This is a genomic window from Rhodococcus sp. PAE-6 (assembly GCF_025290685.1).
Classification (GTDB): domain Bacteria; phylum Actinomycetota; class Actinomycetes; order Mycobacteriales; family Mycobacteriaceae; genus Rhodococcus; species Rhodococcus pyridinivorans.
Genome location: NZ_JAOCLZ010000003.1, coordinates 14,587 through 38,113, shown reverse-complemented (window position 1 = coordinate 38,113; position 23,527 = coordinate 14,587). Strand labels below are relative to the sequence as shown.

The following is a 23,527-nucleotide window of genomic DNA, read 5'->3' as shown; positions in this document are numbered from 1 at the left end:
AGGCCATGAACACCACCGACGACCGGTGCCGCCTCGTCACGCGACGAGATGGTGCCGGTCGTCGTGTCGGATGGTCACCGCAGCGACGATCACGCCCACGACCACGCCGATGACGGTGTCGGCGACCCGGTTGACGGCGAGGCCCGGACCCGCGTGCTGCCCGAGACCGGTGAGCAGCAACGCCATCGTCGTCACCCCGACCGAGGCGAGCCCGTAGTTCCGGGTCACCGTGAGTTCGGTGAGCGTCTGGAACAGCACGGCGGCCGCGACCACCGGCCAGTAGCCCAGGTCGAGCGCGAGCAGCACGGCAGCGATCATGGCGCCGCCGACATTTCCGATCAGACGCTGGATACCGCGCTGAACAGTGTTGCGGTAGTTCAATCCTTGCAGCGCCGCCATGGCACCCATCGCAGCCCACAACGGATGGTCGAGCCCGATCGGTGCGGCGAACGACGCGGCGAACGACGCGGCGAGCAACGACGCCACGAAGATCCGGGCCGCTCCGATCAGCACGAGACGGTCGAGCAGACGACCGCATCCTTCGCGGACGAAGCCGGGCGGCGTGGGCAGCACCGGCCGCCCCTCGGCATCGACACGCGGAATCTCGATGTCGCGCCGCGCTTTCCGAAGTTCCTTCTCGAATCGGGAGAAATCGTCGCGACGTGCGCGGGAGGTGTCGTGCGACCCGCTGTCGAGAACCGTCTCGGCCGCGTCGAGCAGTGCGGCCAGTTCGTGGACATGGGCGTCCGGACGTCGCGGGGCGTTCAGTGCGACGGTCTCGCGCGCCTTCCGGATGCTCTGTCGCGCAGCGGGAACGGCGTCCGCACCGCGGATCTCGACGGCGGAGACCGCCGCGAGGGCGCGTGCGACCGCCAGACGAGCAGGCGTGTGGGGATGGGAGAGCGCGGGGAGCATCGCGATGACATATCCGAGCAGCGCACCGATGGTCGCCGCGGCGGTGACCAGGCCCGCATCGCCCCATCCGTCGGAGAAACCGGCGGCGCCGGCGGCCGCGAAGATGAGGATCACCGGGCCGGGGCCCATGAGCGAGAAGGCCGTGAACACCCAGTACGCGACGGCCGAGCCCAGCGAGAGCGCAACGATCTGCACCCACAGCGGGGCGCCCATCGCGCCGAGCGCAGCCCCGAAGGCGGTGTAACCGACGATGCCGAGGCCGACCCACGGAAGGCGCACGGCGAGAAGCGGATACGGCTCGTATCGCAGGAAGGCACTGGTGAGTGCGCCGAGGGCGGCGAAGCCGGCGACTTGTCCGTAACCGAGCAGACCGCCGCCGACGAGGGCGAGCATCGTCGCGAACCCCACGCGCAGCGCCACGGCCACGGTCGGATCGCCGCGCCGCACTTCGAGGGCGTCCTTCCACGCGCTCGCCGACAGCGGATGCGCGAGCGCTCTCCGGGTGTGACGGAGCTGAGGGCGGTCGTCGAGTCGGCGGTCCAGCATCCGTCCACCCTATTGTTTCACTGGTAAAATATCTATGAAATTGTTCGTCCGCTGCCGTTAGACTTGCCACATGCCCTCCGAGACGCCCCAGCCCGATTACGTCGATCGCGTACGTCTCGGATGGACCGCCCACTACCCCGGCCTCGACCTGCGCCCCATCGACGTGATCGGTCGCATCACCCGCATCGGGTCGCTCGCGCTCACCTACTTCGATCGGGAACTCGAACCGAGCGGCATCAGCCGCAGCGAGTTCGAGGTACTCAGCGCGCTCGCCCGCAGCGACCACCCGTTACGCGCCAGCGAAGTCACCTCGATCACGGGGATCTCCGGTGCGTCGACGACGAAGCACACCGAGCGACTCGCCAAACTCGGTCTCGTCGAACGCACACGACTCGAACGCGACGGCCGCGTCGTCCTCCTCACCCTCACCGACGACGGGCGCGCACTCGTCGAGAAGGAGTTCCCGCGACGCCTGGCACGCGAGCGGCAGATGCTCGACGGACTCGACGACGACGAGGTTCAGGTCCTGTCCGACCTGTTGCGCAAGGTCGTCCGCAACGTCGAGAACCACTATCCGGCCTGATCCCCCGAACAGGTCAGGGCATCTCCTGCGTCTCGGCCCGTTCGATCTCGCTCACGGCGCGGCGCAGATACGCCTCGGGAGCCACGCGGCGTGCAGCGACGAGATCGGCGACGACGAGCAGGCCCGCGGCCAGATACTGCTCGGGACGGATCTTCGGGCGTTCGGCGTCGGAATCGGACACTCCGAGCGCACCCGTGAGCACGGCAACAACGGCTTCGGGTTCGAGCGATGGCAGCCATCGCAGTCCGGAACGGACGGAGCGTTCGAGCACGGCCTGCACGTCCTCACCGGCGAGACCGTCGGGATGCAGTTCCTCGAGCAACTCCCGGACCATGCCCGCGTGCACGGCCGTGACCTGCTCGTAGGGCAGGTCGACCAGTACCGCGACCGCCTCGTCGAAGGGCTCGGCCGACTCGCTGCGGGCAGCGGCGAGCGCATCGGCGGTGGCCGTCGCGATCTCCCGCGGCGTTCTCGGCCAGTGGTCGGGCCACACAGCGATCTCCTGTCCTTCCTCCGGACGCCCGGTCACAGGCGTTCCTGCAACGCGAGCGCGTCGTGCGGTGCACAGCCTTTCATGTCGTTGTCGAAGTACACGTAGACGTCCCTGCCGTCGCCCAGCCATCCGCGGATCCGCTCGGCCCACACGTCGAGAACGTCGGGGGTGTACCCGCTCGCATACAGCTCCTTGTCGCCGTGCATCCGCACGTAGACGAAATCGCTCGTGACGTCGGTGAGGAACGGGAACTTTCCGGCCGTGTCGGCGACGACGAGCCCGATGTCGTGCGCGCGCAGCAACTCCACGGCCTGCGGGCTCGCGAGGTCGGGATGCCGCACCTCGACGGCGTGCCGCAGCGGACGCTCGGCGTCCACCTCCACCCACACCCGATCGTCGGCGAGTTTGTCGGTGTGCCGGCGGGCGAGTTCGCCGGCGGCCATCGTCGTGCGGGGCAACCGGGTGAAGAAGTCCGCGAACCTGTCCTCCTCGAAACCGAGCGTCGGCGGGAGCTGCCACAGCACCGGACCGAGCTTCGGGCCGAGCGCGAGCACACCGGAGGCGAAGAAATTGGCGAGGGCGTCGTCGACACCCGCGAGCCGTTTCATGTGGGTGACGAACCGCCCGCCCTTGACGGCGTAGACGAAGTCGTCGGGTGCGGCGTCCCGCCACGCGAGATAGCTGCTCGGGCGCTGCAGCGAATAGAACGAGCCGTTGATCTCGATCGATCCGAACCGCTGGGCGGCGTATTCGAGTTCCCGGCGTTGGACGAGTCCTTCCGGATAGAAGTCTCCGCGCCAGCCCGGATAGCGCCATCCCGATATCCCGATCCTCGCCCCGGCCACGTTTCCGAGCGTAACCTCGGCTTCGATTCGGCACGCGAAGCAGCACGACCGCGCTTATCCTCTGGGCTACAAGATCACATCACACGCCAGGAGCCGTCATGTCCACGAGCTCGGTTTCTTCCAACGATCCGTTCCGATCATTACTGAAGCAGATCTGGTGGGTGGTGCTGCTGCGCGGCATCCTCGCGGTCCTCTTCGGTGTCGTCGCACTCGTCTGGCCCGGCATCACCGTGTGGGCGCTGGTGGTCGTCTTCGCGGCCTACGCGATCATCGACGGCATCGTACTGGTCGTCCAGTCGGTCCGTGACAAGCCCGAGGGCTGGGGCTGGTGGCTCGCCATGGGCGTCGTCTCCGTCCTCGCCGGCCTCGTCGCACTGTTCTGGCCCGGCATCACCGCACTCGCACTGCTGTACGTGATCGCGTTCTACGCCATCCTGTTCGGCATCACCGGCATCGTCGGCGGCATCCGGTTCCGGAAGGTCCCCGAGTCCGGATGGGTGTGGTCGGTGCTCGCCGGCGTCGTCGCCGTCCTGTTCGGCATCGTGCTGCTGATCTTCCCCGGCGAGGGCATCCTGAGCCTGATCGTCCTGCTCGGCATCTACGCGATCCTGTTCGGCGTGCTGCTCATCATCCTGGCGTTCCAGGCACGCAGTGCGGCGAAGAAGGCCGGCGTCATCTGACCACCGGCCTTTTCCCCGATCGATCTCAGGCGTTGCGCAGGCGACCCCACGCGTGCCAGCGGTCGATCTCGATCCACGCGTTGACGCGCTTGCCGTCGCGCGCGTGGTACGGCTCGCCCGTGTAGTGGCGAGCGATCCGGTCGATGTCCTCCAGGGACGGATCGTCGGTGAATTCGACGACCCGCCCCTGGAGGCTCACGTGCGTGATCCAGTCCTGCGGATCCATCGCCGACAGGCTCACCCGCGGATCGTTCCGCAGGTAGTCGAGGCGCTTACGGGTGGAGTCCATGTTGACGAGGATGCGGCCGTCCTCGTAGACGTACCAGGTCGGAACGGACACCGGATGACCGTCCGGGCGCAGAGAGCTGATCGTGGCGTAGTTGGGCTGGGTGAGGAATTCTGCGACGGCCCCGGGCACGGGTCGTTTCGGCACGGCACTCCCTTTCGATGCGGTGGATGGATCTCGATATCGAGACTAGGCCGCGATTCCCGGCGAAACCGTCCCGGGTGACGAGGGGAGGACCGACCATGGAGGTCGGGATCCTCGAAAGGAGACGATCATGCCGCGATATCTCTGGCAGGTGAACTACACCGCGGACGGCGCACGCGGGTTGCTCACGGACGGCGGTACGTCCCGGCGCGACGCCATCGTCCGGATGGTCGAAAGTGTGGGCGGGACGGTCGATTCGGTGCACTTCGCGCTCGGTGGTCACGATCTGTACGTGCTCGGCGAGGTGCCCGACGAGATCGCGGCCGCGACACTCGAACTCCGCACCATCGCCTCCGGCGCCGCGCGCTCCACGCCGATCGCCCTGCTCACCCCCGAACAGGTCGACGAGGCCGCGCGCCGCGACGCGAGTTACCGGACGCCGGGGAGCCAGGACGGCTGACCGCTCGCCTCCCGCGACGCACTGCTGGGTATCGTCTGCTCATCCTGTTGCTTTCTCGAAGAAAGTGAATTCGTGATGAGTGTGCGCCCGGCCCAGCGCAGTGACCACCGACCGGCCCGCATCCACCCGGCATGGTGGGTCGCCGCGGTGGCCTTCCTCGCGTTGTTCGGCGCCGCCGGCTTCCGGGCGGCACCCGGCGCGCTCATGGTGCCGCTGCACGACGAGTTCGGCTGGTCGACGAGCGTCATGTCGCTCGCGGTCAGCATCAACCTCGTCCTGTTCGGACTCGTCGCACCGTTCACCGCCGCCCTGATGGACCGGTTCGGCATGCGCCGGGTGATCTCGTCGGCGCTGTTCCTGGTGGCCCTCGGCGCCGGTGGCAGCGTCGCCATGACCGCCTCGTGGCAGTTGCTCGTGTTCTGGGGACTGCTCATCGGTACCGGCACGGGGTCGATGGCTTTGGTCCTGGCGGCGACCATCGCCGACCGGTGGTTCGTCGAGCGGCGCGGCCTGGTGATGGGCATCCTCACGGCCGGTTCCGCGACCGGCCAGCTGGTGATCCTCCCTCCCGTGGCCGCGCTCGCGGAGAACGTCGGGTGGCGGCAGGCCTCCCTCGTGATCGCCGCGGCGGCGCTCGTCGTCGTCCCGCTGGTGTGGGCGGTGATCCGCGATCATCCCGACGAGCGCGGCGTCCTGCCCTACGGGGCCGACCCCGAGACCTACATCGCGCCGGCGCGGGCGACCGGTGGTGCCGTCGGCCGCGCTCTCGAAGGGCTGGTCTTCGCGGTGCGTCACCGGGCGTTCTGGGCCCTCGCGATCGCCTTCGCCATCTGCGGAGCCACCACCAACGGACTCGTCGGCATCCACTTCATCCCGTCGGCCCACGACCACGGCATGCCCACGACCACCGCGGCGAGCCTCATGGCCGCCGTGGGGATCTTCGACATCGTCGGCACCATCGCCTCCGGATGGCTGACCGACAAGTTCGACCCCCGCAAGCTGCTGGCCTTCTACTACACCTTCCGCGGCGTGGGTCTGCTCCTGCTGCCCTGGTTGCTGCAGGAGTCCGTGCACCCCAGCATGATCCTGTTCGTCGTGGTCTACGGCCTGGACTGGGTCGCCACCGTGCCGCCGACTGCGATGCTGTGCCGCCGGATCTTCGGCGACCGCGGAACCATCGTGTTCGGCTGGGTGTTCGCCTCCCACCAGATCGGTGCCGCGGCGGCCGCTTTCGGAGCCGGGGTCATCCGCGACAACCTCGGCACCTACACCTACGCGTGGTGGGCCGGAGCGTCCCTGTGCGCGGTCGCCGCGTCGCTGTCGATTCTCACCAGGGGCCGCGTCGCCACGACCGCACCGATGGGCCGCAACTGAGCGACGCGACCGCGTGCGGATCGTGACGACGCAGGACGCTATCCGGCTCGGAAGTCGCGTTCACTACCGGCCCACTCGCGGGCCCACTCGCGCAGTTCCACGGCGCGGATCTTCGAGCCGTTGCCCCCGACCGTGGTGGGCATCCGTTCGATGACATGGATCGCCGTGGGCACCTTGAAGGCGGCGAGGGTCTCGCGGCACCAGGCCCGAAGGGTCACCGAGGTCGTGTCCGCGGGTGCGTCGTCGGTGGGGACGACGAAACCGATCGCCTCCGTGTAGCCGCCGTCGCCGGCGATGCCGACGACCTTGGCCGTGGCCACGCCGGGATGCTCCGCCAGACGCGTCTCGATCTCGGCGGGGTCGACGAGGAAGCCGCGCAGGCGCAGGACGTCGCCCATCCGGCAGACGTAACGGAAACCCCCGTCGCCGAGGTCGACGGCGAGGTCGCCGCTGCGGAACCAACCGTCGGCCGTGAACGCGCGCGCGGCGGCGTCGGGGTTGCCGAGATAGGCGTCGACGACGTTCGGGCCGCGGAACTGCAGTTCGCCCTGTTCGCCGGCCGGGAGGACCCGATCGTCGTAGGGATCGGCGACCCGCAGTTCGATCGCCGTGTCGACCGCGCGTCCGCCACCGTTCCAACGCACCGATTCCGGATCGTCGGCGTTCCACAGCATCGCGAGGGCGAAGACCTCGGACGAACCGAACACACCGGAGGTGTGGGTGCCGAATTCGTCGCGCAGCCATCGGGCGATCTCGTGGGAGCGGCCGAGGAAGTCGGCGATGCCGACCCAGCGCAATGACGACAGATCGACGCGTTCGCCGTCGTGCCAGGCGTCGTAGAGACGGCCGAACAGGTCGTCGGCGCCCACCGCGTGCGTGACCCCGACCTCCCGCATCCGGCGCAGGACCGCATCCGGATCGAAGACCGTCTCCATGAGCAGCGCTCCCCCACCGGCGAGCGCCGCCATCGCGGTACTGAAACCGAAGACACCCGAGACCGGGAGCACGCACAACGCCACGTCGCCCTCGGCGACCTTCATGACCGCGGCGTCGGCGCGTCCGTGACGGACGACCGCGTTGCCGCGATGTGCGGCCAGCTTGGGCACGCCCGTGGAACCGGATGTCGTGAACGCCACCGCGATCCGATCCTCGGGATCGTCGTCGATCCCGGCCGGCGTGAGTGTCGCGGTGTCGGGGGTCTCGGGAGCGCTCGCGCCACGCGTGTCGCCGCTGCCGGCCGTCCACGCGCCTCCGCCGAGATCGAAGTCGGCCGGGGACGCCGAGGGGTTCGCCGGTCCGGGCACCACCGCAACCACCGGGGTGGACACATCGGGCACGGACGCCGCGGCCTCGGTGAGCCGACCGAACAGGTCGAGTCCGTGGAAGGCAGCCGGCACGGCCACGACGGCAGGTCGTGCGGCGGTGAGTATGTGCGCGACCTCACGGGTGTTGTAGCGGGTGTTGACACCGATGACGTGGGCACCGAGCGCGGAGGCCGCGAACTGCCACACGAGTGCGTCGGACCAGTTCGGCAACATCACCGCGATGCACTGGCCGGCGCGCAAGCCGATGCCGTCGAGTTCGCTGCGCACGGCCTCGACCCGGTCGCGGAACTCTCCGCGGCTGCGGGCCACCGCCACGTCGTCGACGATGTCGTAGGCGATCGGGGCATCCGGATTCGCGGCGACGAGCCCGTCGAGCAGTGCGGGCAGGGTGTCGGTGCGGGTGGTGGTCACAGCGCTGCCTCCTCGGGAACAGCGACCCGACGCAGTTCACCGATCCAGGTGTCGGCGAGCGCGGCGAAGTCGTCGATCTCCTCCATCGGATAGTGCCCGATACCGGCCAGTGCCGTGAAGCGGGCGCGTCCGGGAAGTGCGTCGTTGATGGTGTCCGCTGCCCGGGCCACGGCGTCGGGGTCGATCCACGGGTCGTCGACGCCGGCGACGAGGTGGATCGGTGCGGTCACCCGGTCGAGGCGGTCGCGCACGTCGTGGGTTCCCCAGCCGATGAGGTCGGACGACGAGATCTCCGGGTCCTCCCGCTTGTGCATGAGCGCGATCGTGTGCGCCTTCACCTCCGGAACCGAACGTCCCACGGATGCAAGAGTTCCCAGATAGGTGCGCTCGGAGCGCGACGGTCCGGCGACGTCCTCGAGTTCGCGGCGCAGACCGGTGACGTTGACGCGGCCCGGGCCGGGCTCGGCTTCCATCGCCACGGCCCCGGACAGCGGACGGTCCGGGCGGGTCGCAAGTTCGAGTGTGAGCTTGCCCCCGATCGAGCAGCCCATGACGAACGGCCGGTCGATCCCGAGCGCGTCGAGCACCTCGCACAACCAGTCGCCGTAGGTGATCAGGCTCGTGACGGGGCCGCCGGGTGCCGGTTCGGAACGTCCGTGGCCGGGCAGGTCGGGGACGACCACCCGGTAGCCGCGGTCGGCGAGATCCCGGGCCGCGTGGCGCCACTGCACGCCGCTCTGGCCCGCAGTGTGGATACACAGGACGGTGGGCAGGTCGGTCGCGTCGAGCGCGTTGCCGGATCGTGCGTCGGGAGTGACGATCTCGACGAAGCCGAGCGCTCCGCCGATCTCCAGGTAGCGGGCCTCGATCATGAGCGGGCCTTTCGGGCGAGGGCGCGGGCGTGCCCGATGATCGTGTTGAGCGGCTTGGTCAGGCGTAGGTATTCGTATCCGTCTCCGGTGGAGGAGAATTCGCCGCGGATGGCGCGGCGCATGAAGTCGTTCTCCTCGGACAGGACGAGATCGGTCCAGGCGTGGTCGGACGCGACGAAGGTGAACGTCGCGCCGTGCGGGGTGCGCCGGGTGACGTCGACGATCCGCCCCTTGTAGATGCGCAGGTGCAGTTCGATCTCGCCGCTGCGCAGTCCGACGGTGCCGTCCCAGGTGGACAGCGAGGAAGTGAAGTCCCGGTCTTCCGAGAGGCTCTCGGCGAGCAGTGCGCCCCAGGCGGGTGTGCAGAAGTCCAGTTCGGGAACCGTCGGCTGTTCGTCGTCGAAGGTCCATGTCTCGGTGCCGGATTCGCGTACCGTGCCGGCCTGGTCCACGAGCCGGACGTAGCGGTGCGCGGTCCGTCCGGACACGCGGGTGATCGCGGTGTCCGCCGATACGACGTCCGATGCGGAGACCGGATCGTGTGCGTTCCAGTCGAATCCGGACGGTACGCCACCGGGAACGGACGGGACGAGCGAGGCGACGGCCAGGGCACCGAGGACGGGTGAGTTCGCCGGTGCCACCGTACCGGAGGCGGTCAGGACATCGGCCACGGTGCGGGGTTCCGAGGCGGTGCGGTCCCCGACGGTGAGCGGGCGGGTGACGGTGTGTGCGCTCATGCCTGCTCGGGCCTTCCCAGGAGTTCGTCGGAGATGATGCGCATCTGGATCTCGCTGGTGCCCTCGAAGATCTTCGTCAGACGTGCGTCGCGCCAATGGCGTTCGACCTGGAAGTCGGTGGTGTATCCGGCGCCGCCGTGGATCTGCACGGCCTCGCTGGTGACCTGCTCGGCCATCTCGGTGGCGACGAGCTTGCACATCGACGCCTCGAGCGAGCACCGCCGGCCGGTGTCGATGTCGGTGGCGACCGAGTACATCAGCTGGCGCGCTGCCTCGATGTCGGCGGCCATCTTCGCGATCTTGAACCTCAGATGCTGGAAATCGCCGATGGGACGGCCGAACTGGCGGCGGGTGTGCACGTACTCGATCGAATCCTCGAGCGCGGCGCGGGCGAGACCGATGGCGCGGGCGGCAGTGTGGGCACGGCCCACCTCGAGACCGGACACGGCGAGATAGAAGCCCTTGCCCTCCTCGCCGAGCATCTTGTCGGCCGGGATGCGGAAGTTGTCGAACGACAGTTCCCAGGTACTCCACCCGAAGTAGCCGATCTTGCGGACCTTGGTACCCGAGATGCCCTCGGGGAACACACCGCGTTCCTTCTCGACGAGGAAGGCGCTGATGCCGCGATGCGGCTTGGCCGGGTCCTTGTTCGGATCGGTGCGGGCGAAGAGCACGAGGTAGTCGGCCTCGTCGGCATAGGTGCACCACATCTTGGTGCCGTTGACGACCCACTCGTCGCCCTCGCGCACGGCGCGGCACGAGATGTTCGCGACGTCGGAGCCGGCCTCGGCCTCCGACAGGGCATACGCGCCGAGGTACTCACCGCGCGCGACCTTCGGCAGCAGCGCCGCCTCCTGCTCGGGAGTGAAGCCGCCGCCCATGCCGTTGCCGCGGGCGAGCAGACCCGACACGCTCATCCATGCCCGCGACAGCTCCTCGGCCACGAGGCAGTACTCGAAGACGCCGAGCCCGAGACCGCCGTGTTCCTCGGGGATCATGATCCCGAAGAAGCCGATCTCGGCCATCTCCTTCTTGAGGGAGTCGGGGATGGTGCCCTGGACCGGGTCGAGTTCGTTGGCGACGGGCAGCACCTTCGTCATCGCGAAGTCGCGGGCGAGGTCGCGGATCGCGAGGCGTTCCTCGGTGAGATAGCGCGGGGAATCGGTGCGCGGCTGCGAGGGGCGGTGGGTCATGGGAGGTGCACTCCTTCGATGGACCGGAGTAGGTCATTAACGCTTGTTCACCCAGTACAGCACGGCACCCATGACCCGTCAACGGTTCAGCGCGAATATCCGACCAGATTGAGCGCGTATCCGGCGAAATCGTCGGCGACCTCCTGTGCCGAGAGGGGTCCGCTCTCCCGGAACCAGAGGGGGATGCCAGCGCACATCGTCAGCACCGCGGTGACCCCTTGATGCACTCGTTCGATCGTGAAAAGTCCCTGCTCCACACCGTCTTCCGCGATATCGACGAAGAGTTGTTCCTGCGCGTCGCGTGAGCCCACCACGCGCTTGCGGTCGAGCGGGCCGAGATACCGCAGTTCCGAATTCGCCACCAGGCAGGCCCGCGGATTCCGCGCGGTGTACAGCGCGTGGGCCGCGACCGCCGCGCGCCACCGCTCGGCCGGATCGTCACGGACCTTGCGCAGCGCGTTGCGGGTCGCCGTGAACTGCTCGTCACTCGCGCGGCGGAGAATTTCCACGAGCAGTTCCGACTTGTTCTCGAAGTGGTTGTAGACGTTGGCAGCGCTGCAACCTGCGGCGTTGGCGATATTGCGCATCGTCGCCCCGTGGAATCCGCACTCGTAGAACTCGTCGAGCGCGGTCTCGAGAATCCGTTCCCGAATGGACGAGGACGCTCCGTTCGACCGGCTGTTCATCCCTGCACAGTAGGCACACATCGCGCCGACCAGCAAGAACCTTCCCGTTGACGGGCATGCGCACGCTTGTTATGGTCCAGCTCACATGAACGGACGTTAATAAAACGCACAACGGAGGATCTGCTGTGTCCAGCCCCCATCCCGGACCGTCCCTGCTCGACCGCATCACCCACCTCGAAGACCTCGAGGCGATCCGGAAGCTCGATGCGCAGTACTGCCGCCACCTCGACGACGGCAACTGGGACGCGCTCATGGAGCTGTTCACCGATGACGGCGAGTTCGACGGCCTGTCCCACCCGCAAGGAAAGGAGGAGATGCGCACCTTCTTCGCGGGACTCGCCGACGGCGGCCTGACCTCCTTCTGGCACTTCATCACGAACCTCGAGATCGACCTCGACGGTGACCGCGCCACCGTGCGCTCGTTCCTGTGGCAGCCGTGCGTCACCGACGGCACCCCCGCGATCGCGGCCGGTCGCTACAACGACGAGGTCGTCAAGGTCGACGGCCGCTGGCTCTACAAGGTCAAGCAGGTGCGTTTCCACTTCTTCGGACCGCTCGAGGCCGGGTGGGACGAGAACCTCTTCGCGCTCGACAGCGCCCGCGGCGCGGCGGTGCGGGCATGACCGACACCGTGAACGGCGTCCCCACCTCGTCCCCGGAGGACGAGCTCGTCTGGACGCGGATGCTCCGTCTTCCCGAGATCGCCGAGTTGCGTCGCCGACGCGCCCGCGTGACCAACACGCTCGGTGGCATTACCGTCGTGCTGTTCACGTCCTTCCTCGTCGCCTTCATCGGGTTCCCCGACCAACTCGGCGCCACCGTCGTCCTCGGCATCCCGCTGTCGCTGTGGGTGGTGTTCTCCCAGTTCGCCGGAACCTGGGTGCTGGTCTGGGCGTACTTCCGTCTCTCCCGCACCTACATCGGCCCCGCCGTCGACGACGCCGTGGTGGCCGTCGAACGGAACCGTCCCGCATCCGAGGAGGTCGCATCATGACCGGTGACGCCGATTATCTCGCCATCGCGATCTGCAGCGCCGTCATCTCCCTGACCCTATGGGTGACCTTCGCTGCATCCCGGCGCGTGAAGAGCGCCGACGGATTCTTCGCCGCAGGTCGCTCGATCTCGAGTTGGCAGAACGGATTCGCCATCGCGGGCGAATTCATCTCCGCCGGCAGCTTCCTCGGCACCACCGGTCTGATCTTCTCCAAGGGCGTCGACGGCACCGTCATCCTGTTCACGTCCGTCATCTCGTTCCTGCCGGTGCTGTTCCTCCTCGCGGAGAAGATGCGCAATCTCGGCAAGTACACCCTCGCCGACGTCCTCGTCTTCCGCACCGACTCGCGGAACGTGCGGGTCGCGGTCGCGCTGAGCACGATCGCCACCGGCACCTTCGTGCTGCTCGCCCAGCTCGTCGCCGCGGGTGTGCTCCTCGAATCCGTCTCGGGCATCCCGTTCTGGCTGTCGGTGGTGGTCGCCGGATCGCTCATGGGCATCTACGTCTTCGTGGGGGGCATGCTCGCCACCACCTGGGTGCAGGTCATCAAGTCGACGATCCTGTCGGTGCTCGCGATCATCGTGTGCTTCGGCATCCTGGCGCAGTTCGGGTTCGCATTCCCGAAGGTCCTCGACGCCGCAACCGACAACGCCGTCGCGGGCGACGCGATCCTGTCCCCCGGCCTGATCTTCGGCCAGACCAGCGCGATCAACCTCGTCTCCTACGCGCTCGCGTTCGCCCTGGGCACCGCCGGAATGGCGCACATCCTCATCCGGTTCTTCACCGTCCCCGAGGCCACGACGGCACGTCGCTCGCTCGGCTGGACCGTCGCGCTGTGCAGCCTGTTCTATCTGATCGTCATCGTGATGGGCTTCGGCGCCGCGGCCGTGCTCGGACCGAACGGCACCGATCTCGTCGGGCCCGGTGGCAACCTTGCGGCACCCGTCCTCGTCACCGAACTCGGTGGCGGAGCCGGCACGGTCGGTGGGTCCATCGCGCTCGCACTCGTCGCCGCGGTCGCCTTCGCGTCCATCGTCGCAGTGGTCGCCGGTGTCGTGATCTCCGCGGCCGGCACCTTCGCCCGCGACGTGTGGCCGGCGGTCACGCGGAAGGAACCGATCGAGAATCTCGACGCGGACGAGCAGGCCCGGGAGGACCAGGCCCAGGCCCGCATCGCCCGGTACGGGGCCGTGTCCTTCAGCGTCCTCGCCATCGGCCTGGCCATGCTCATCGGCGACGACACCAACATCACCTTCTTCATGGGCATGGCGTTCATGGTGGCCGGCAGTGCGCATCTGCCCGCTCTCGTGCTGAGCCTGAACTGGCGGCGCTTCAACGCCACCGGCGCGGTCTGGGGTGTGCTCACCGGTCTCGTCTCGACGGTCGTGAGCCTGATGTTCACCGAGGCCCTGTGGATGGGCAGCGGCCCCGCTCCCCTGACCATCCAGCTCCCGGTGATCGTCACCATGCCGCTCGGCATTGCCGCGTGCGTGATCGGATCGATCGTCGGCGAGAAGCGTCGGGGACGAGGCCGCCTCGAGGACGAAAAGTTCGCGGAGATGCTGGTGCGCGCGGAGACCGGCATCGGCGCGGAGGTCGCCGCCACGCACTGATCCGTCAGCGATATTTCGGGTTCGCGACCTTCAGCCGGTTCGCGGCCAACCCCCTGACCACCTCGGCGACCTGCGGGTCGTCGAGGTGATCTCGTCCTGCACGCACACCGAGGGCGAGTTCGGCTTCGGAGCGGTAGCCGAGCCCGGCGAGCCGCACCCGATAGGTCTCCCGCACCGCCGGGGCGAAGAGGGCCTCCCGTGCGGCGATGCCGAGAACGTGCGCCGCCACCCGGCTGCGGTAGCGGGTCTTCGCATCGGCGCCCGCCCCGACCTCCAGGACGAACTCGCGCACTGCCCCGAGCAGCTCCTCGACGGGCGGTGCTCCCAGGAACTGTGGGGTGGCGGGCGGAGTCTCCGTCTCGTCGTGGGGAGGGACGTCGAGCAGGTCCAGCAGGTCGTGTTCGCACTCGGCGACGCGCCGGCCGATGGCGAGCAGTTCGAGGGTGTTGTCGCCTCCCGTCGCCGCTGCGGCGGCCTGCATCCGGCAGATCACCGCCCACCGCAGCGAGCCGTAGACCTCCCACCAGTGGAGGACCTCGGGGTCGGGACTCTCGCCCGATTCGTCGGCGTACCCGCGGAACAGGTCGTCGCGGGAACCGAATCCGCCCACCGGATGCGGCGAACCGAAACGCCAGGTCCGGGTGCACAGCCACCCGAGGTCCTCCATCGGGTCACCGACGTGCGCCAGTTCCCAATCGAGCACCCCGCGCACGCCCTCCGCGTCGACGAGGAGGTTCCCGTTGCGGAAGTCGCCGTGCACGAACGTTTTCCCGGTCGCCGGTGGACGGTTGCGGAGGAGCCACGCGAACGCGGCCTCGAGCGTCGGCACGGGGTTGCCGTTGGTGAGGTACTCGTCGAACAGGGAGGTCAGCGGGTCGTGTTCGGGCAGGTTCGGTACGGCCTCGATGTCCATGCGGTGGATCCGGGCGAGGATGCGTCCGAGTTCGTAGGGCAGTGCGGCGCGGACCTCGGCCAGATTCTCGTCGCGCAACAACTTCTGCGGCAGTGCCTCGCCGGGCACCTTCGACATCACGAGGTAGGCGCCGATCCCGGGGTGCGGTTCGTCGCCGCTGCGGTCGATCACGTCGGGCACGGGCACGCCGATGCGGGCGGCCTCGTCGAAGGACGCCGCTTCCATTGCGATCCTGCGTGCGTCCTCGCGTCCTGGCGGGTCGCGGCGCAGGATCAACTCCCGGGTGTCGCCGGTGGCCGACACCGCGGTGATCGCCCAGGTCTCGCGGCTCGCACCACCGGTGAGCCGTTCGATGCGCCGCAGCGTCCAACTGCCGTCGAGTACCGACGAAAGACGCTTCGTCAGTTCGTCTTTCAATTCACCGCTGACGCCACCCACCGCGACCTCCCCTGTTCGGTTTCCTGCGGTGGATACTCCCACGGTGATCCGCGGTGTGCGAGTACTTCGGCCGTGGAGGGTCAGGCTGCGAACCCCACCGCGCCGATCACCGGGATGATCGTCATGAAGACGATGGCGAGCGCGAACAGCGTGATCGTGATCTTCTTGTCCCAGCGTGATCGCGTCCCCGTCGCGGCGAGCATGAAGAAGACGAACCCCACGCAGATCGATCCGATACCGATGACGACGGGTGTTTCCAACATGCCTCCATCATCACCCATCGCGGGTCGGCGCTTCGGGGTCGGTCATCTGTCGGCCGCCGGCTGGAACAGTTCGATCGGATTGCCGGCGGGGTCGGCGAGCAGGATCTGACGACCGCCCGGACCGGTCACCACATCGCTTCGGAGTTCTATGCCGGCACCACGCAGGCGAGCGATCTCGGCGTCGAGGTCGTCGACGACGAGGTGGATCCGGTTACGGCCCGGACCGACGAACTCCTCGGGGGTGGCGCGGGCCCCGGAACTCGCCGGCCCGGACAGCAGCAGCCGCAGCGAACCCCTGATCACATCGGCGAAAGCGGGCGCGGGGTGGGTGAGCACGGTGAAGCCGAGATAACGGGTGTAGAAGGCGACGGCCGCGGGCACGTCGTCGACGAGGTATCGGACGCTGACGTATTCGTCGGTAGTGGTCATCGGTTGCTCCTGGTCATGTTGTGACGGCATGGGTCTCGCACAGATATCGGATGCGGGTGTCGATCTCGGCCGCGATGACACGGAAGGCCGGATAGGTCTCTTCGTCGGCACCGCCGGCCGCCGCCGGGTCGGGGATACTCCAGTGGATCCGGCGAGTCTCGCCGTCGAATTCGGGGCATACCTCGCGGGCCTTGTCGCACAAGGTGATCACCGTGCCGAACCGGCGGCCGGCGAGGCTGTCGAGGTGGCGGGGATGTCGGTCGGCGATGTCGATCCCGAATTCTTCTCGCAGCACCCGCACCGTGTTCGGGTGCATGTTCCGTTTCGGGCAGGTGCCTGCGCTGGTCGTGTCGACGGTCCCGCCGGTGCGCTGCCGGAGCAGAGCTTCCGCGATTGCGGAGCGCGCACTGTTGCCTGTGCACACGAACAGCACCGGTGAGGGCGTCTCGGATGTGAACGTCACAGGCGGGCGGTTGCACCCCAACCCCGGATGCAGTGCGGCACCTACGCCGGCCAGCATCTCGGTGCATCGGTCGAGGTCGAGGTGGTAGTAGCTGTCGCGGCCGTCGAAGCTGCTGCGGGAAACCCGCACCAGCCCGCCGTCGCGGAGCAGGCGGAGGTGATAGGAGACGAGGTTCTGCGGCTCCCCGACCAGTGACACCATCTCCCGGACCCGATAGTCGCCGCCGGACAGCGCCGCGAGCAGCTGCCATCGCACCGGGTGGGCGGCCAACTGCACGAAGGCCGGGACAGGTTGACGCACCGACTTCATCACCCGATGATAGCACCAGATACATCAAATCATTTTGATTCAATTTGGATGCGCGCGAAGGAGCCGTGATGTCGGAGACGACAGGGACGGGCACGCCCGAGGGGTTACAACGGCGCCTCGGGGCGGCCGACGCAGTCGTGATCGGCCTCGGATCGATGCTCGGGGCGGGGATCTTCGTGGCCCTGGCGCCCGCAGCCGGAGCTGCGGGGTCGGGCCTGCTGATCGGGCTCGCGGTGGCGGCAATCGTGGCGTACTGCAATGCGTCCTCGTCGGGACGGCTGGCGGCACGGTACCCGGTCTCCGGTGGCACATACGTGTACGGACGCGAACGGCTCGGCGAGTTCTGGGGATATCTGGCAGGCTGGTGTTTCGTGGTCGGCAAGACCGCCTCGTGCGCGGCCATGGCGTTGACCGTCGGCCTCTACATTTGGCCCGAGCAGGCGCACGCGGTTGCGGTCGCCGCGGTCGTGTTGCTCACGGCGGTGAACTATCGCGGTGTCCAGAAATCGGCACTGGCGACCCGGATCATCGTGGCGATCGTGCTGGCCGTACTCGCCGCGGTGGTTGTCGCAGGGTCTACCTCCGGCTCCACCGAGGTGGCCCGACTCGGGTTCGGCACCGACATCACCGTGGGCGGGGTGCTGCAGGCGGGCGGGTTGTTGTTCTTCGCCTTCGCCGGGTACGCGCGGATCGCCACCCTCGGCGAGGAGGTACGCGAACCGGCGCGCACGATACCGCGCGCGATCTCGATGGCACTGGGCGTCACCCTGCTCGTCTATCTGGCGGTCGCTTCGGTCGCGCTGCTGGTATTGGGCCCTCGCACGCTGGCCGAAGCGACTGCACCGTTGTCGAGTGTGGTGACCGCGGCCGGGGTCGAGTGGTTGGAGCCGGTGGTGCGCGCCGGGGCCGTCGTTGCCGCTCTGGGTTCACTGCTCGCCCTGGTGCTGGGAGTGTCGCGCACCACCTTCGCGATGGCACGGGACCGGCATCTGCCGCACGCGCTGGCCGCGGTGCACCCCCGGTTCGCGGTGCCACATCGAGCCGAACTCGCTGTCGGAGTGATCGTCGCGGTCGTCGCCGCAACCGCAGATGTCCGTGCCGCGATCGGATTCTCGTCGTTCGGGGTGCTGGTCTACTACGCCGTCGCCAACGCCTCCGCCTGGACGCTTCCGGGCGGGCGACGCGGGCGCATCATCGCTTCACTCGGGCTGGCCGGATGCCTGACCCTGGCGTTCACGCTGCCCGGCTCATCGGTGCTCACCGGTACGGCCGTGATCGCAGTGGGCGCGCTGATCTACGCCACACGTCGGCGCTTCAGGTCCCAGCCGGAACCGGTTGAACCGCAACGGTAGATCCGTCAGAAATGAGATGCCCATCGGCCTACCGCCGGTCGGAGGTAGCGCCACTGTCGGGCCGAAACGCGCCGTGGGAGGTCATCGGCACGTAGTGCTGCAGGATCACCGCCGCGACCGGTCCGTCGCCCGGTCGGTCGGCGCGCAGGACGAGAAGCCTGCTGCCCCTGCGCGCAGGCTGGTGTTCGAGCGTCAGCGATCAGCCGCCGCCCTCGGCGTCGCTGCCGGTGCGAACAGAGGTTCACAGACGGTGGTGCCGGCCTCGGCCGTGTACCGGTTCGTCGTGCCCGTACGGTGATCGATCATGGTGACCGAGTCGGGATCCCCTCCCGGGACCGATGCCGACGCGGTGTAGCTGTAGCGATGTTCGGTGGTGGCGAACCGCGGGTCGAGTCGAGGGAATTCGCATCCGTGATCGTCGAGCGCGGTGGCGGTGATGCGGCGGGCCCTGCGGTCGACGGTCAGCCGAGTGAGCGTGCCGCCGAAGGCCGGTCCGGCATCGCCCCGATAGTTGCGCAGGTGACCGTTCTACCCTTCCCAGCCGCCGGCCGGATCGTGCGCGACGAGTTCGACGACGGTGCGATCGCCGGCCTCGTGGGCGTTGGTGACGTGAAAGTGGAACAGCGCGTCGTGTTCGAAGGTCGCCGGGTCACCACCGTCCCGCAACACCAGGACGATGGTGGTGCCGAGTTCCGGTCGGTACGACAACGGATCGTCGAAGGGCGCAACCCCAGTGCAACCGGGACGGGATTCCGAACCAGCAAGGGTCCCAGCACGAACACCATGTGCCGATCGGTCAGCGCGAAGTCGTGGACGAATCCGAGCTCGGGAATCGGGATCGTCGCGGGCCCGTGCAGCCGACCACCACGGTCCAACCATCTATCGCCGGTACGCATCGAAGGGCCATCTGCTGGGCGTCATCGTGAACCACGAGCTCGACACTCTCGAACAACTTGTCCTCGGTCGCCTGCGATTCGCCGACGAACCGTGGCTCATCCGCTCCGAAAGGGCAGCACACTGGTCGATATCGTCACCGAGCGGGCACTGAAGCACATCACCGGCCCACCCCTGGCTGCGCACCTCGGGCCGACCCCGGAGACAGCAGTGGAATTCATGGTGGGCGTGGTCTTCAGCCAGTTGCTCTCCCCCGCCCGGCACATGACCCACGCCGACGTCGCCGCGTATGTCACGAACGCGATTTACCGTCCTGACTCACGCGGATCAGCGGTTGAGCTGCGTGATCCGTCCGGTCAGCAGCGTGGCGAACGCCGTCCACGCCGAGTACGGAGCCAGCGCGGCCCCCGCAGCCGGATTCGCCGCGGCCGTCCGGCGGGTCAGATCTGCGGTACTGGCGGCGAGTAGGGCGGCGACCACAGTGGCAGGCATCAACCGATGCCACTTGAAGAACACCCACGACCACGACGCGTTGAGAACGAGATTCGTAGCCAGAGCCGCGATGTAGTTGCGACGACCCGCGTAGTCGTCGGCGTCGGTGTACTCGTCGATCGCGACGGCCGAGGTGACAGCGATATCGGCATACAGCGCCGTCCAGACGATCGGGAACGCCGCGGCCGGAGGCTGGAAACCGGGCTTACGCAACTTGCGGTACCACCGGGAGTCCGTGTCCTGGGAGGCGATCGATCCGACGATCGCGGTGGTCGTGGTGGCAGCGGCGGTCGCGAGAACGGTACTGAGTCTCATGTCTGTCGGCTCCTGTGGATGACGGTTGATCGTCGGCTACCCGAGCCGAAGGCGCACGAAACGGACACCTCGGTAGGGTGGCGGGCCGGGAGGTCGACATGAGTGGATTGCAGCAGGTCGGTGACGGGGTCTGGGCGTTCGTGCGCACCCCCGGCGGTTGGGGTGAGGCCAACACCGGGTTGGTCGTCGCACCGGGAACGGCGTCGCTGGTCGTCGATACCGCATGGGACGTCGCATGGGCGCAGCGCATCGCCGAGGCGCAGGCACCGCTGGTCGCCCATGCTCCGATCACCGACGCGGTGAACACCCACAGCGACGGTGACCACTGGTGGGGCAACGACACGCTGCCATCCGACACACGGATCATCACCAGCGCCGCCGCACTGGACGCCATGCGCGAAGATCTTCCACCGCGCGCCCTCACGGTGCTTGCGGGCACGGGCTCGCTGATCCGGCGGCTGCCGGGACCGATCGGCGCGGCAGGTGCCTACATGGCGCGCGTCCGCGGCGACGCCCGCTTTCCCCGTCGCACACCCCGGATGCCCGACACCATTTTCACGACCTCGCTGTCTCTGGAGATCGGTGGTCGCGTGGTCGAACTCGAGCAGCTCGGGCCGTGCCACACGGCCGGCGATCTCGTCGCCCGTGTCCCCGACGCCGGCGTGGTCTTCACCGGCGACCTGCTGTTCATCGGGTCGACGCCGATCCTGTGGCACGGCCCGCTCGACAACTGGTTGTCGGCGCTCGATCGGCTGCTCGGCTGGGACGCCGACGTGTACGTACCCGGGCACGGGCCGACCTGCGGTGCGGCGGAGATCCGAGCACTGCGCGACTACTGGCTGTGGCTGCGCGATGCCGCCCAGGATCATCACCGGGCCGGACTCACCCCGCTCGAAACAACGCGGAAACTCGTGCTCACGAAAGATTTCGATGCGTGGCGTCACTGGGAGTCGCCGGAGCGCATCGCACTGAGCCTGAGCACGCTGTTCGACCAGTGGAACGGCAACCCACCGGCGCCGCCCACCGTCGCACGTCGCGTCGCAGCCTTCGTCGCGGCCGAAACACTGCTGCGCGAAGGAGCATTCGAGGCGTCCTGACCGCCGGTCAGGACAGGTGCTTCGGCTCCGGGGTCGTCTTGTGCGACCGGTCCGACCCCACGGGCGCGGTTCCGAGCGCGGCCGGGCACTCGTCGCGTCCGGCAGGAGCCAGGGAGATCACGATCGACTTGTAGGTGGGGCAGTTGCTCTTCAGTGCAGTCGAATCGAGCGGGACGAGAGGGTTGGTCTCCGGATAGTAGGCGGCCGCACTTCCCCTCGGCAGGTCGTACTCGACGATCCGGAACCTCGTGGCGCACCGTTCGCGGTCGTCACCGTCCCATCGTGTGAACAGGTCGACGAAGTCTCCGTCGTCGAAACCCAGTGCGGCGATGTCGTCCCGGTGCATGAATATGACGCGACGGCCGCCCTCGATGCCGCGGTAGCGGTCGCTGAGGCCGTAGATGGTGGTGTTGAACTGGTCGTGACTGCGCATCGTCTGCAGCAACAGATGCCCCGGCGGGACCTGAACCACTTCTACCGGCGAGACGGCGAATTCCGCTTTACCCGAATCGGTCTCGAAGCTTCGGGTGTCGCGGGGCGGATGCGGCAGGATGAATCCTCCCGGACGCCGGACGTTGACCTCGTAGCCTTCACAACCCGGGACCACGCGGGAGATGCGCGAGCGGATGTTCGCGTAGTCGTCGCGCATCGCCTTCCAGTCGATCCCGTAGCGGTCGCCGAGCGTGGCCTCGGCGATGCCCGTGATGATCGCGACCTCCGAACGCACGTGCTCGCTGGGCGGTTTCAGCGGTCCTCGGGAGGCGTGGACCGCGCACGTCGTGTCCTCGACCGACACGAACTGCGGTCCCGAGACCTGGACGTCCTTGTCGGTGCGCCCGAGCGACGGAAGGATCAATGCGGTTCTGCCGCAGACCAGATGGGAGCGGTTGGGTTTCGTCGAGATGTGCACCGTCATGTCGATACCTGCCATCGCCCCGGCGGTGACGGCAGTGTCCGGTGCCGCCTGCACGAAGTTGCCGCCGAGGCCGAGGAAGAACCGCACCTTGCCGTCGCGCATCGCCTTGATCGAATCGACCGTGTCGTAACCGTTCTCACGAGGAGGATCGAAACCGAACTCCTTCTCGACCGCGTCGAGGAAACTCTGCGGTGCGCGTTCCCAGATCCCCATCGTGCGGTCGCCCTGGACGTTCGAGTGTCCGCGCACGGGCATGAGGCCGGCGCCGCGCTTACCGATGTTGCCCTGCGCGAATGCGAGATTGCAGATCTCCTTGATGGTCGCGACCGCGTTGCGGTGTTGAGTCAGGCCCATGGCCCAGCAGAAGACCGTTGCCTTCGAGCGTCGCAGCATCTGCGCGGCCTCGGTGATCTGCTGACGCGACAGGCCGGTCGCGGCGACCACCTCATCCCAGTCGATGTCCCGGACGTGTTCGACCCATTCGTCGAATCCCCGGGTGCGGCTCTGCACGAAGTCGTGGTCGAGCGCGTCCCATTCGACGAGCAGCGACCCGAACGTCTGCAGCAGCGCGAGGTCGCCATTCACCCTGATCGACAGATGCAGGTCGGACAGATCCGTTCCCCGACCGAGCACGCCGCGCGGTGTCTGCGGGTTCCGGAAGTTGACCAGCCCCGCTTCGCGCAGCGGGTTGATCGTCAGGATCTTCGCGCCGTTCTGCTTGGCCTCTTCGAGTGCGGTGAGCATGCGCGGGTGGTTGGTGCCGGGGTTCTGCCCCTGCAGGATGATCAGCTCGGCGTGGTGCACATCGTCGAGCGTGACGCTGGCCTTGCCGATGCCGATCGACTCCTGCAGCGCGATGCTCGTGGACTCGTGGCACATGTTCGAGCAGTCGGGCAGATTGTTGGTCCCGAATGCCCGCGCGAACAGCTGGTACACGAAGGCCGCTTCGTTCGATGCCCGTCCGGACGTGTAGAAGGTGGCCTGATCGGGGCTGTCCAGCGACTTCAGCTGATCACCGATGAGGGTGAAGGCCTCGTCCCACTCGATCGGGGTGTAGTGCGTGGCGCCGGGCCGCTTGACCATCGGATGCGTGATGCGGCCCTGCTTGCCGAGCCACAGCTCGCTGTGCTCGGCCAGTTCCGCGATGCTGTACCGCGCGAAGAAGCTCGGGTCGGCACGTCGCTTGGTGCCCTCCTCGGCGACGGCCTTGGCGCCGTTCTCGCAGAACTCGGCGATCTTGCGATGACCGGGGTCGGGATCGGGCCACGCGCAACTCGGGCAGTCGAACCCTTCGGCCTGGTTCAACTCGAGCAGTGTCTCGACCGAACGCACCAGCCCCATCTGCTCGAGGGATCGCTTCACCGCCACGGCGACGCCGGTGACACCCGCTGCGGCCTTCTTCCGGTCTTCGACCTCGAGGTCGCCTTCGTCGTAGTCGGCCTGCCGGTCACGGTTCCGCATTCGATCACCCCTCCCCACGCACGGTTTG

25 protein-coding genes and 1 pseudogene are annotated in these 23,527 nt (G+C 68.0%); 10 read left to right on the top strand and 16 right to left on the bottom strand.

Annotated elements, in window-relative coordinates; translation table 11 throughout:
- Positions 1–36: 36 nt before the first annotated feature.
- Positions 37–1,461, bottom strand: coding sequence for an FUSC family protein (locus tag NVV99_RS08035; RefSeq protein ID WP_024102380.1), 1,425 nt, complete (start codon positions 1,459–1,461; stop codon positions 37–39).
- 70 nt (positions 1,462–1,531) lie between these two features.
- Between NVV99_RS08035 and NVV99_RS08030 the strand changes: the two genes are divergently transcribed.
- The gene (locus tag NVV99_RS08030; RefSeq protein ID WP_006553131.1) at positions 1,532–2,044 is read left to right on the top strand and encodes a MarR family winged helix-turn-helix transcriptional regulator; all 513 of its coding nucleotides are present in this window, start codon (positions 1,532–1,534) and stop codon (positions 2,042–2,044) included.
- Positions 2,045–2,057: 13 nt separating this feature from the next.
- Here NVV99_RS08030 and NVV99_RS08025 read toward each other — a convergent pair whose 3' ends face one another.
- Positions 2,058–2,573, bottom strand: coding sequence for a hypothetical protein (locus NVV99_RS08025; RefSeq protein ID WP_006553130.1), 516 nt, complete (start codon positions 2,571–2,573; stop codon positions 2,058–2,060).
- Entirely contained in the window at positions 2,570–3,382 is an 813-nt protein-coding gene (locus NVV99_RS08020; RefSeq protein WP_024102382.1) for a DUF72 domain-containing protein, read from the bottom strand. Before NVV99_RS08020 ends, NVV99_RS08025 begins: the two co-directional genes overlap by 4 nt.
- Before the next feature lie 98 nt (positions 3,383–3,480).
- Here NVV99_RS08020 and NVV99_RS08015 point away from each other — a divergent pair, with 98 nt between their 5' ends.
- Positions 3,481–4,062 (top strand): HdeD family acid-resistance protein, encoded by a 582-nt coding sequence (locus NVV99_RS08015; protein WP_041803490.1) that lies wholly within the window; start codon positions 3,481–3,483, stop codon positions 4,060–4,062.
- 25 nt (positions 4,063–4,087) lie between these two features.
- Here the strand turns inward: NVV99_RS08015 and NVV99_RS08010 are convergent, their stop codons facing one another.
- Positions 4,088–4,495: a TIGR03618 family F420-dependent PPOX class oxidoreductase gene (locus NVV99_RS08010; RefSeq protein WP_024102384.1), complete on the bottom strand. Its 408-nt coding sequence runs from the start codon at positions 4,493–4,495 to the stop codon at positions 4,088–4,090.
- A gap of 127 nt (positions 4,496–4,622) precedes the next feature.
- Here NVV99_RS08010 and NVV99_RS08005 point away from each other — a divergent pair, with 127 nt between their 5' ends.
- Entirely contained in the window at positions 4,623–4,952 is a 330-nt protein-coding gene (locus tag NVV99_RS08005) for a GYD domain-containing protein (RefSeq protein ID WP_006553126.1), read from the top strand.
- A gap of 75 nt (positions 4,953–5,027) precedes the next feature.
- Positions 5,028–6,326, top strand: coding sequence for an MFS transporter (locus NVV99_RS08000; protein WP_024102385.1), 1,299 nt, complete (start codon positions 5,028–5,030; stop codon positions 6,324–6,326).
- A 38-nt stretch (positions 6,327–6,364) separates the two neighbouring features.
- On the opposite strand, the gene NVV99_RS07995 is transcribed toward NVV99_RS08000, so the two are convergent.
- From NVV99_RS07995 to NVV99_RS07975, 5 genes are all read right to left on the bottom strand, one after another.
- The gene (locus NVV99_RS07995) at positions 6,365–8,062 is read right to left on the bottom strand and encodes an AMP-binding protein (RefSeq protein WP_024102386.1); all 1,698 of its coding nucleotides are present in this window, start codon (positions 8,060–8,062) and stop codon (positions 6,365–6,367) included.
- Positions 8,059–8,934 (bottom strand): alpha/beta fold hydrolase, encoded by an 876-nt coding sequence (locus tag NVV99_RS07990; protein ID WP_024102387.1) that lies wholly within the window; start codon positions 8,932–8,934, stop codon positions 8,059–8,061. The genes NVV99_RS07995 and NVV99_RS07990 overlap by 4 nt, the downstream gene beginning before the upstream one ends.
- Positions 8,931–9,671 carry a hotdog fold domain-containing protein gene (locus tag NVV99_RS07985; protein WP_024102388.1) on the bottom strand — a complete coding sequence of 247 codons (741 nt, stop codon included), beginning with the start codon at positions 9,669–9,671 and terminating at the stop codon, positions 8,931–8,933. Before NVV99_RS07985 ends, NVV99_RS07990 begins: the two co-directional genes overlap by 4 nt.
- Positions 9,668–10,864, bottom strand: a complete 1,197-nt coding sequence (locus NVV99_RS07980; protein WP_024102389.1) for an acyl-CoA dehydrogenase family protein — start codon at positions 10,862–10,864, stop codon at positions 9,668–9,670. The genes NVV99_RS07985 and NVV99_RS07980 overlap by 4 nt, the downstream gene beginning before the upstream one ends.
- A gap of 86 nt (positions 10,865–10,950) precedes the next feature.
- Positions 10,951–11,550 carry a TetR family transcriptional regulator gene (locus tag NVV99_RS07975; RefSeq protein WP_024102390.1) on the bottom strand — a complete coding sequence of 200 codons (600 nt, stop codon included), beginning with the start codon at positions 11,548–11,550 and terminating at the stop codon, positions 10,951–10,953.
- Positions 11,551–11,675: 125 nt separating this feature from the next.
- Between NVV99_RS07975 and NVV99_RS07970 the strand changes: the two genes are divergently transcribed.
- The 3 genes from NVV99_RS07970 to NVV99_RS07960 are packed head-to-tail and all read left to right on the top strand — an operon-like array spanning position 11,676 to position 14,157.
- Complete coding sequence (locus NVV99_RS07970; protein WP_006553119.1) at positions 11,676–12,173, top strand: nuclear transport factor 2 family protein; 498 nt, start codon at positions 11,676–11,678, stop codon at positions 12,171–12,173.
- Positions 12,170–12,544 (top strand): DUF485 domain-containing protein, encoded by a 375-nt coding sequence (locus NVV99_RS07965; protein ID WP_006553118.1) that lies wholly within the window; start codon positions 12,170–12,172, stop codon positions 12,542–12,544. The genes NVV99_RS07970 and NVV99_RS07965 overlap by 4 nt, the downstream gene beginning before the upstream one ends.
- Positions 12,541–14,157: a cation acetate symporter gene (locus NVV99_RS07960; RefSeq protein ID WP_024102391.1), complete on the top strand. Its 1,617-nt coding sequence runs from the start codon at positions 12,541–12,543 to the stop codon at positions 14,155–14,157. The genes NVV99_RS07965 and NVV99_RS07960 overlap by 4 nt, the downstream gene beginning before the upstream one ends.
- A 4-nt stretch (positions 14,158–14,161) precedes the next feature.
- Here the strand turns inward: NVV99_RS07960 and NVV99_RS07955 are convergent, their stop codons facing one another.
- From NVV99_RS07955 to NVV99_RS07940, 4 genes are all read right to left on the bottom strand, one after another.
- Positions 14,162–15,508, bottom strand: a complete 1,347-nt coding sequence (locus tag NVV99_RS07955; protein ID WP_024102392.1) for a phosphotransferase family protein — start codon at positions 15,506–15,508, stop codon at positions 14,162–14,164.
- 80 nt (positions 15,509–15,588) lie between these two features.
- On the bottom strand, positions 15,589–15,771 hold the full coding sequence (locus NVV99_RS07950; RefSeq protein WP_006553115.1) for a hypothetical protein: 183 nt from the start codon (positions 15,769–15,771) through the stop codon (positions 15,589–15,591).
- A 42-nt stretch (positions 15,772–15,813) separates the two neighbouring features.
- Complete coding sequence (locus tag NVV99_RS07945; protein WP_006553114.1) at positions 15,814–16,200, bottom strand: VOC family protein; 387 nt, start codon at positions 16,198–16,200, stop codon at positions 15,814–15,816.
- Between the two features lie 13 nt (positions 16,201–16,213).
- Positions 16,214–16,972, bottom strand: a complete 759-nt coding sequence (locus tag NVV99_RS07940; RefSeq protein WP_024102393.1) for an ArsR family transcriptional regulator — start codon at positions 16,970–16,972, stop codon at positions 16,214–16,216.
- A gap of 68 nt (positions 16,973–17,040) precedes the next feature.
- Here NVV99_RS07940 and NVV99_RS07935 point away from each other — a divergent pair, with 68 nt between their 5' ends.
- On the top strand, positions 17,041–18,324 hold the full coding sequence (locus NVV99_RS07935; RefSeq protein WP_006553112.1) for an APC family permease: 1,284 nt from the start codon (positions 17,041–17,043) through the stop codon (positions 18,322–18,324).
- A gap of 94 nt (positions 18,325–18,418) precedes the next feature.
- Entirely contained in the window at positions 18,419–18,622 is a 204-nt protein-coding gene (locus tag NVV99_RS07930) for a hypothetical protein (protein ID WP_006553111.1), read from the top strand.
- Here NVV99_RS07930 and NVV99_RS07925 read toward each other — a convergent pair.
- Both NVV99_RS07925 and NVV99_RS07920 read right to left on the bottom strand, forming a co-directional pair.
- A pseudogene (locus NVV99_RS07925) lies at positions 18,601–19,032 on the bottom strand (carotenoid oxygenase family protein); the annotation flags it as partial. The gene NVV99_RS07930 and the pseudogene NVV99_RS07925 sit on opposite strands and share 22 nt — an antisense overlap.
- Positions 19,033–19,545: 513 nt before the next feature.
- Positions 19,546–20,025: a TspO/MBR family protein gene (locus NVV99_RS07920; protein ID WP_024102396.1), complete on the bottom strand. Its 480-nt coding sequence runs from the start codon at positions 20,023–20,025 to the stop codon at positions 19,546–19,548.
- A 98-nt stretch (positions 20,026–20,123) separates the two neighbouring features.
- Here NVV99_RS07920 and NVV99_RS07915 point away from each other — a divergent pair, with 98 nt between their 5' ends.
- Entirely contained in the window at positions 20,124–21,122 is a 999-nt protein-coding gene (locus NVV99_RS07915) for an MBL fold metallo-hydrolase (protein ID WP_041803906.1), read from the top strand.
- A 7-nt stretch (positions 21,123–21,129) separates the two neighbouring features.
- On the opposite strand, the gene NVV99_RS07910 is transcribed toward NVV99_RS07915, so the two are convergent.
- The gene (locus NVV99_RS07910) at positions 21,130–23,499 is read right to left on the bottom strand and encodes an FdhF/YdeP family oxidoreductase (protein WP_024102398.1); all 2,370 of its coding nucleotides are present in this window, start codon (positions 23,497–23,499) and stop codon (positions 21,130–21,132) included.
- Positions 23,500–23,527: the final 28 nt, after the last annotated feature.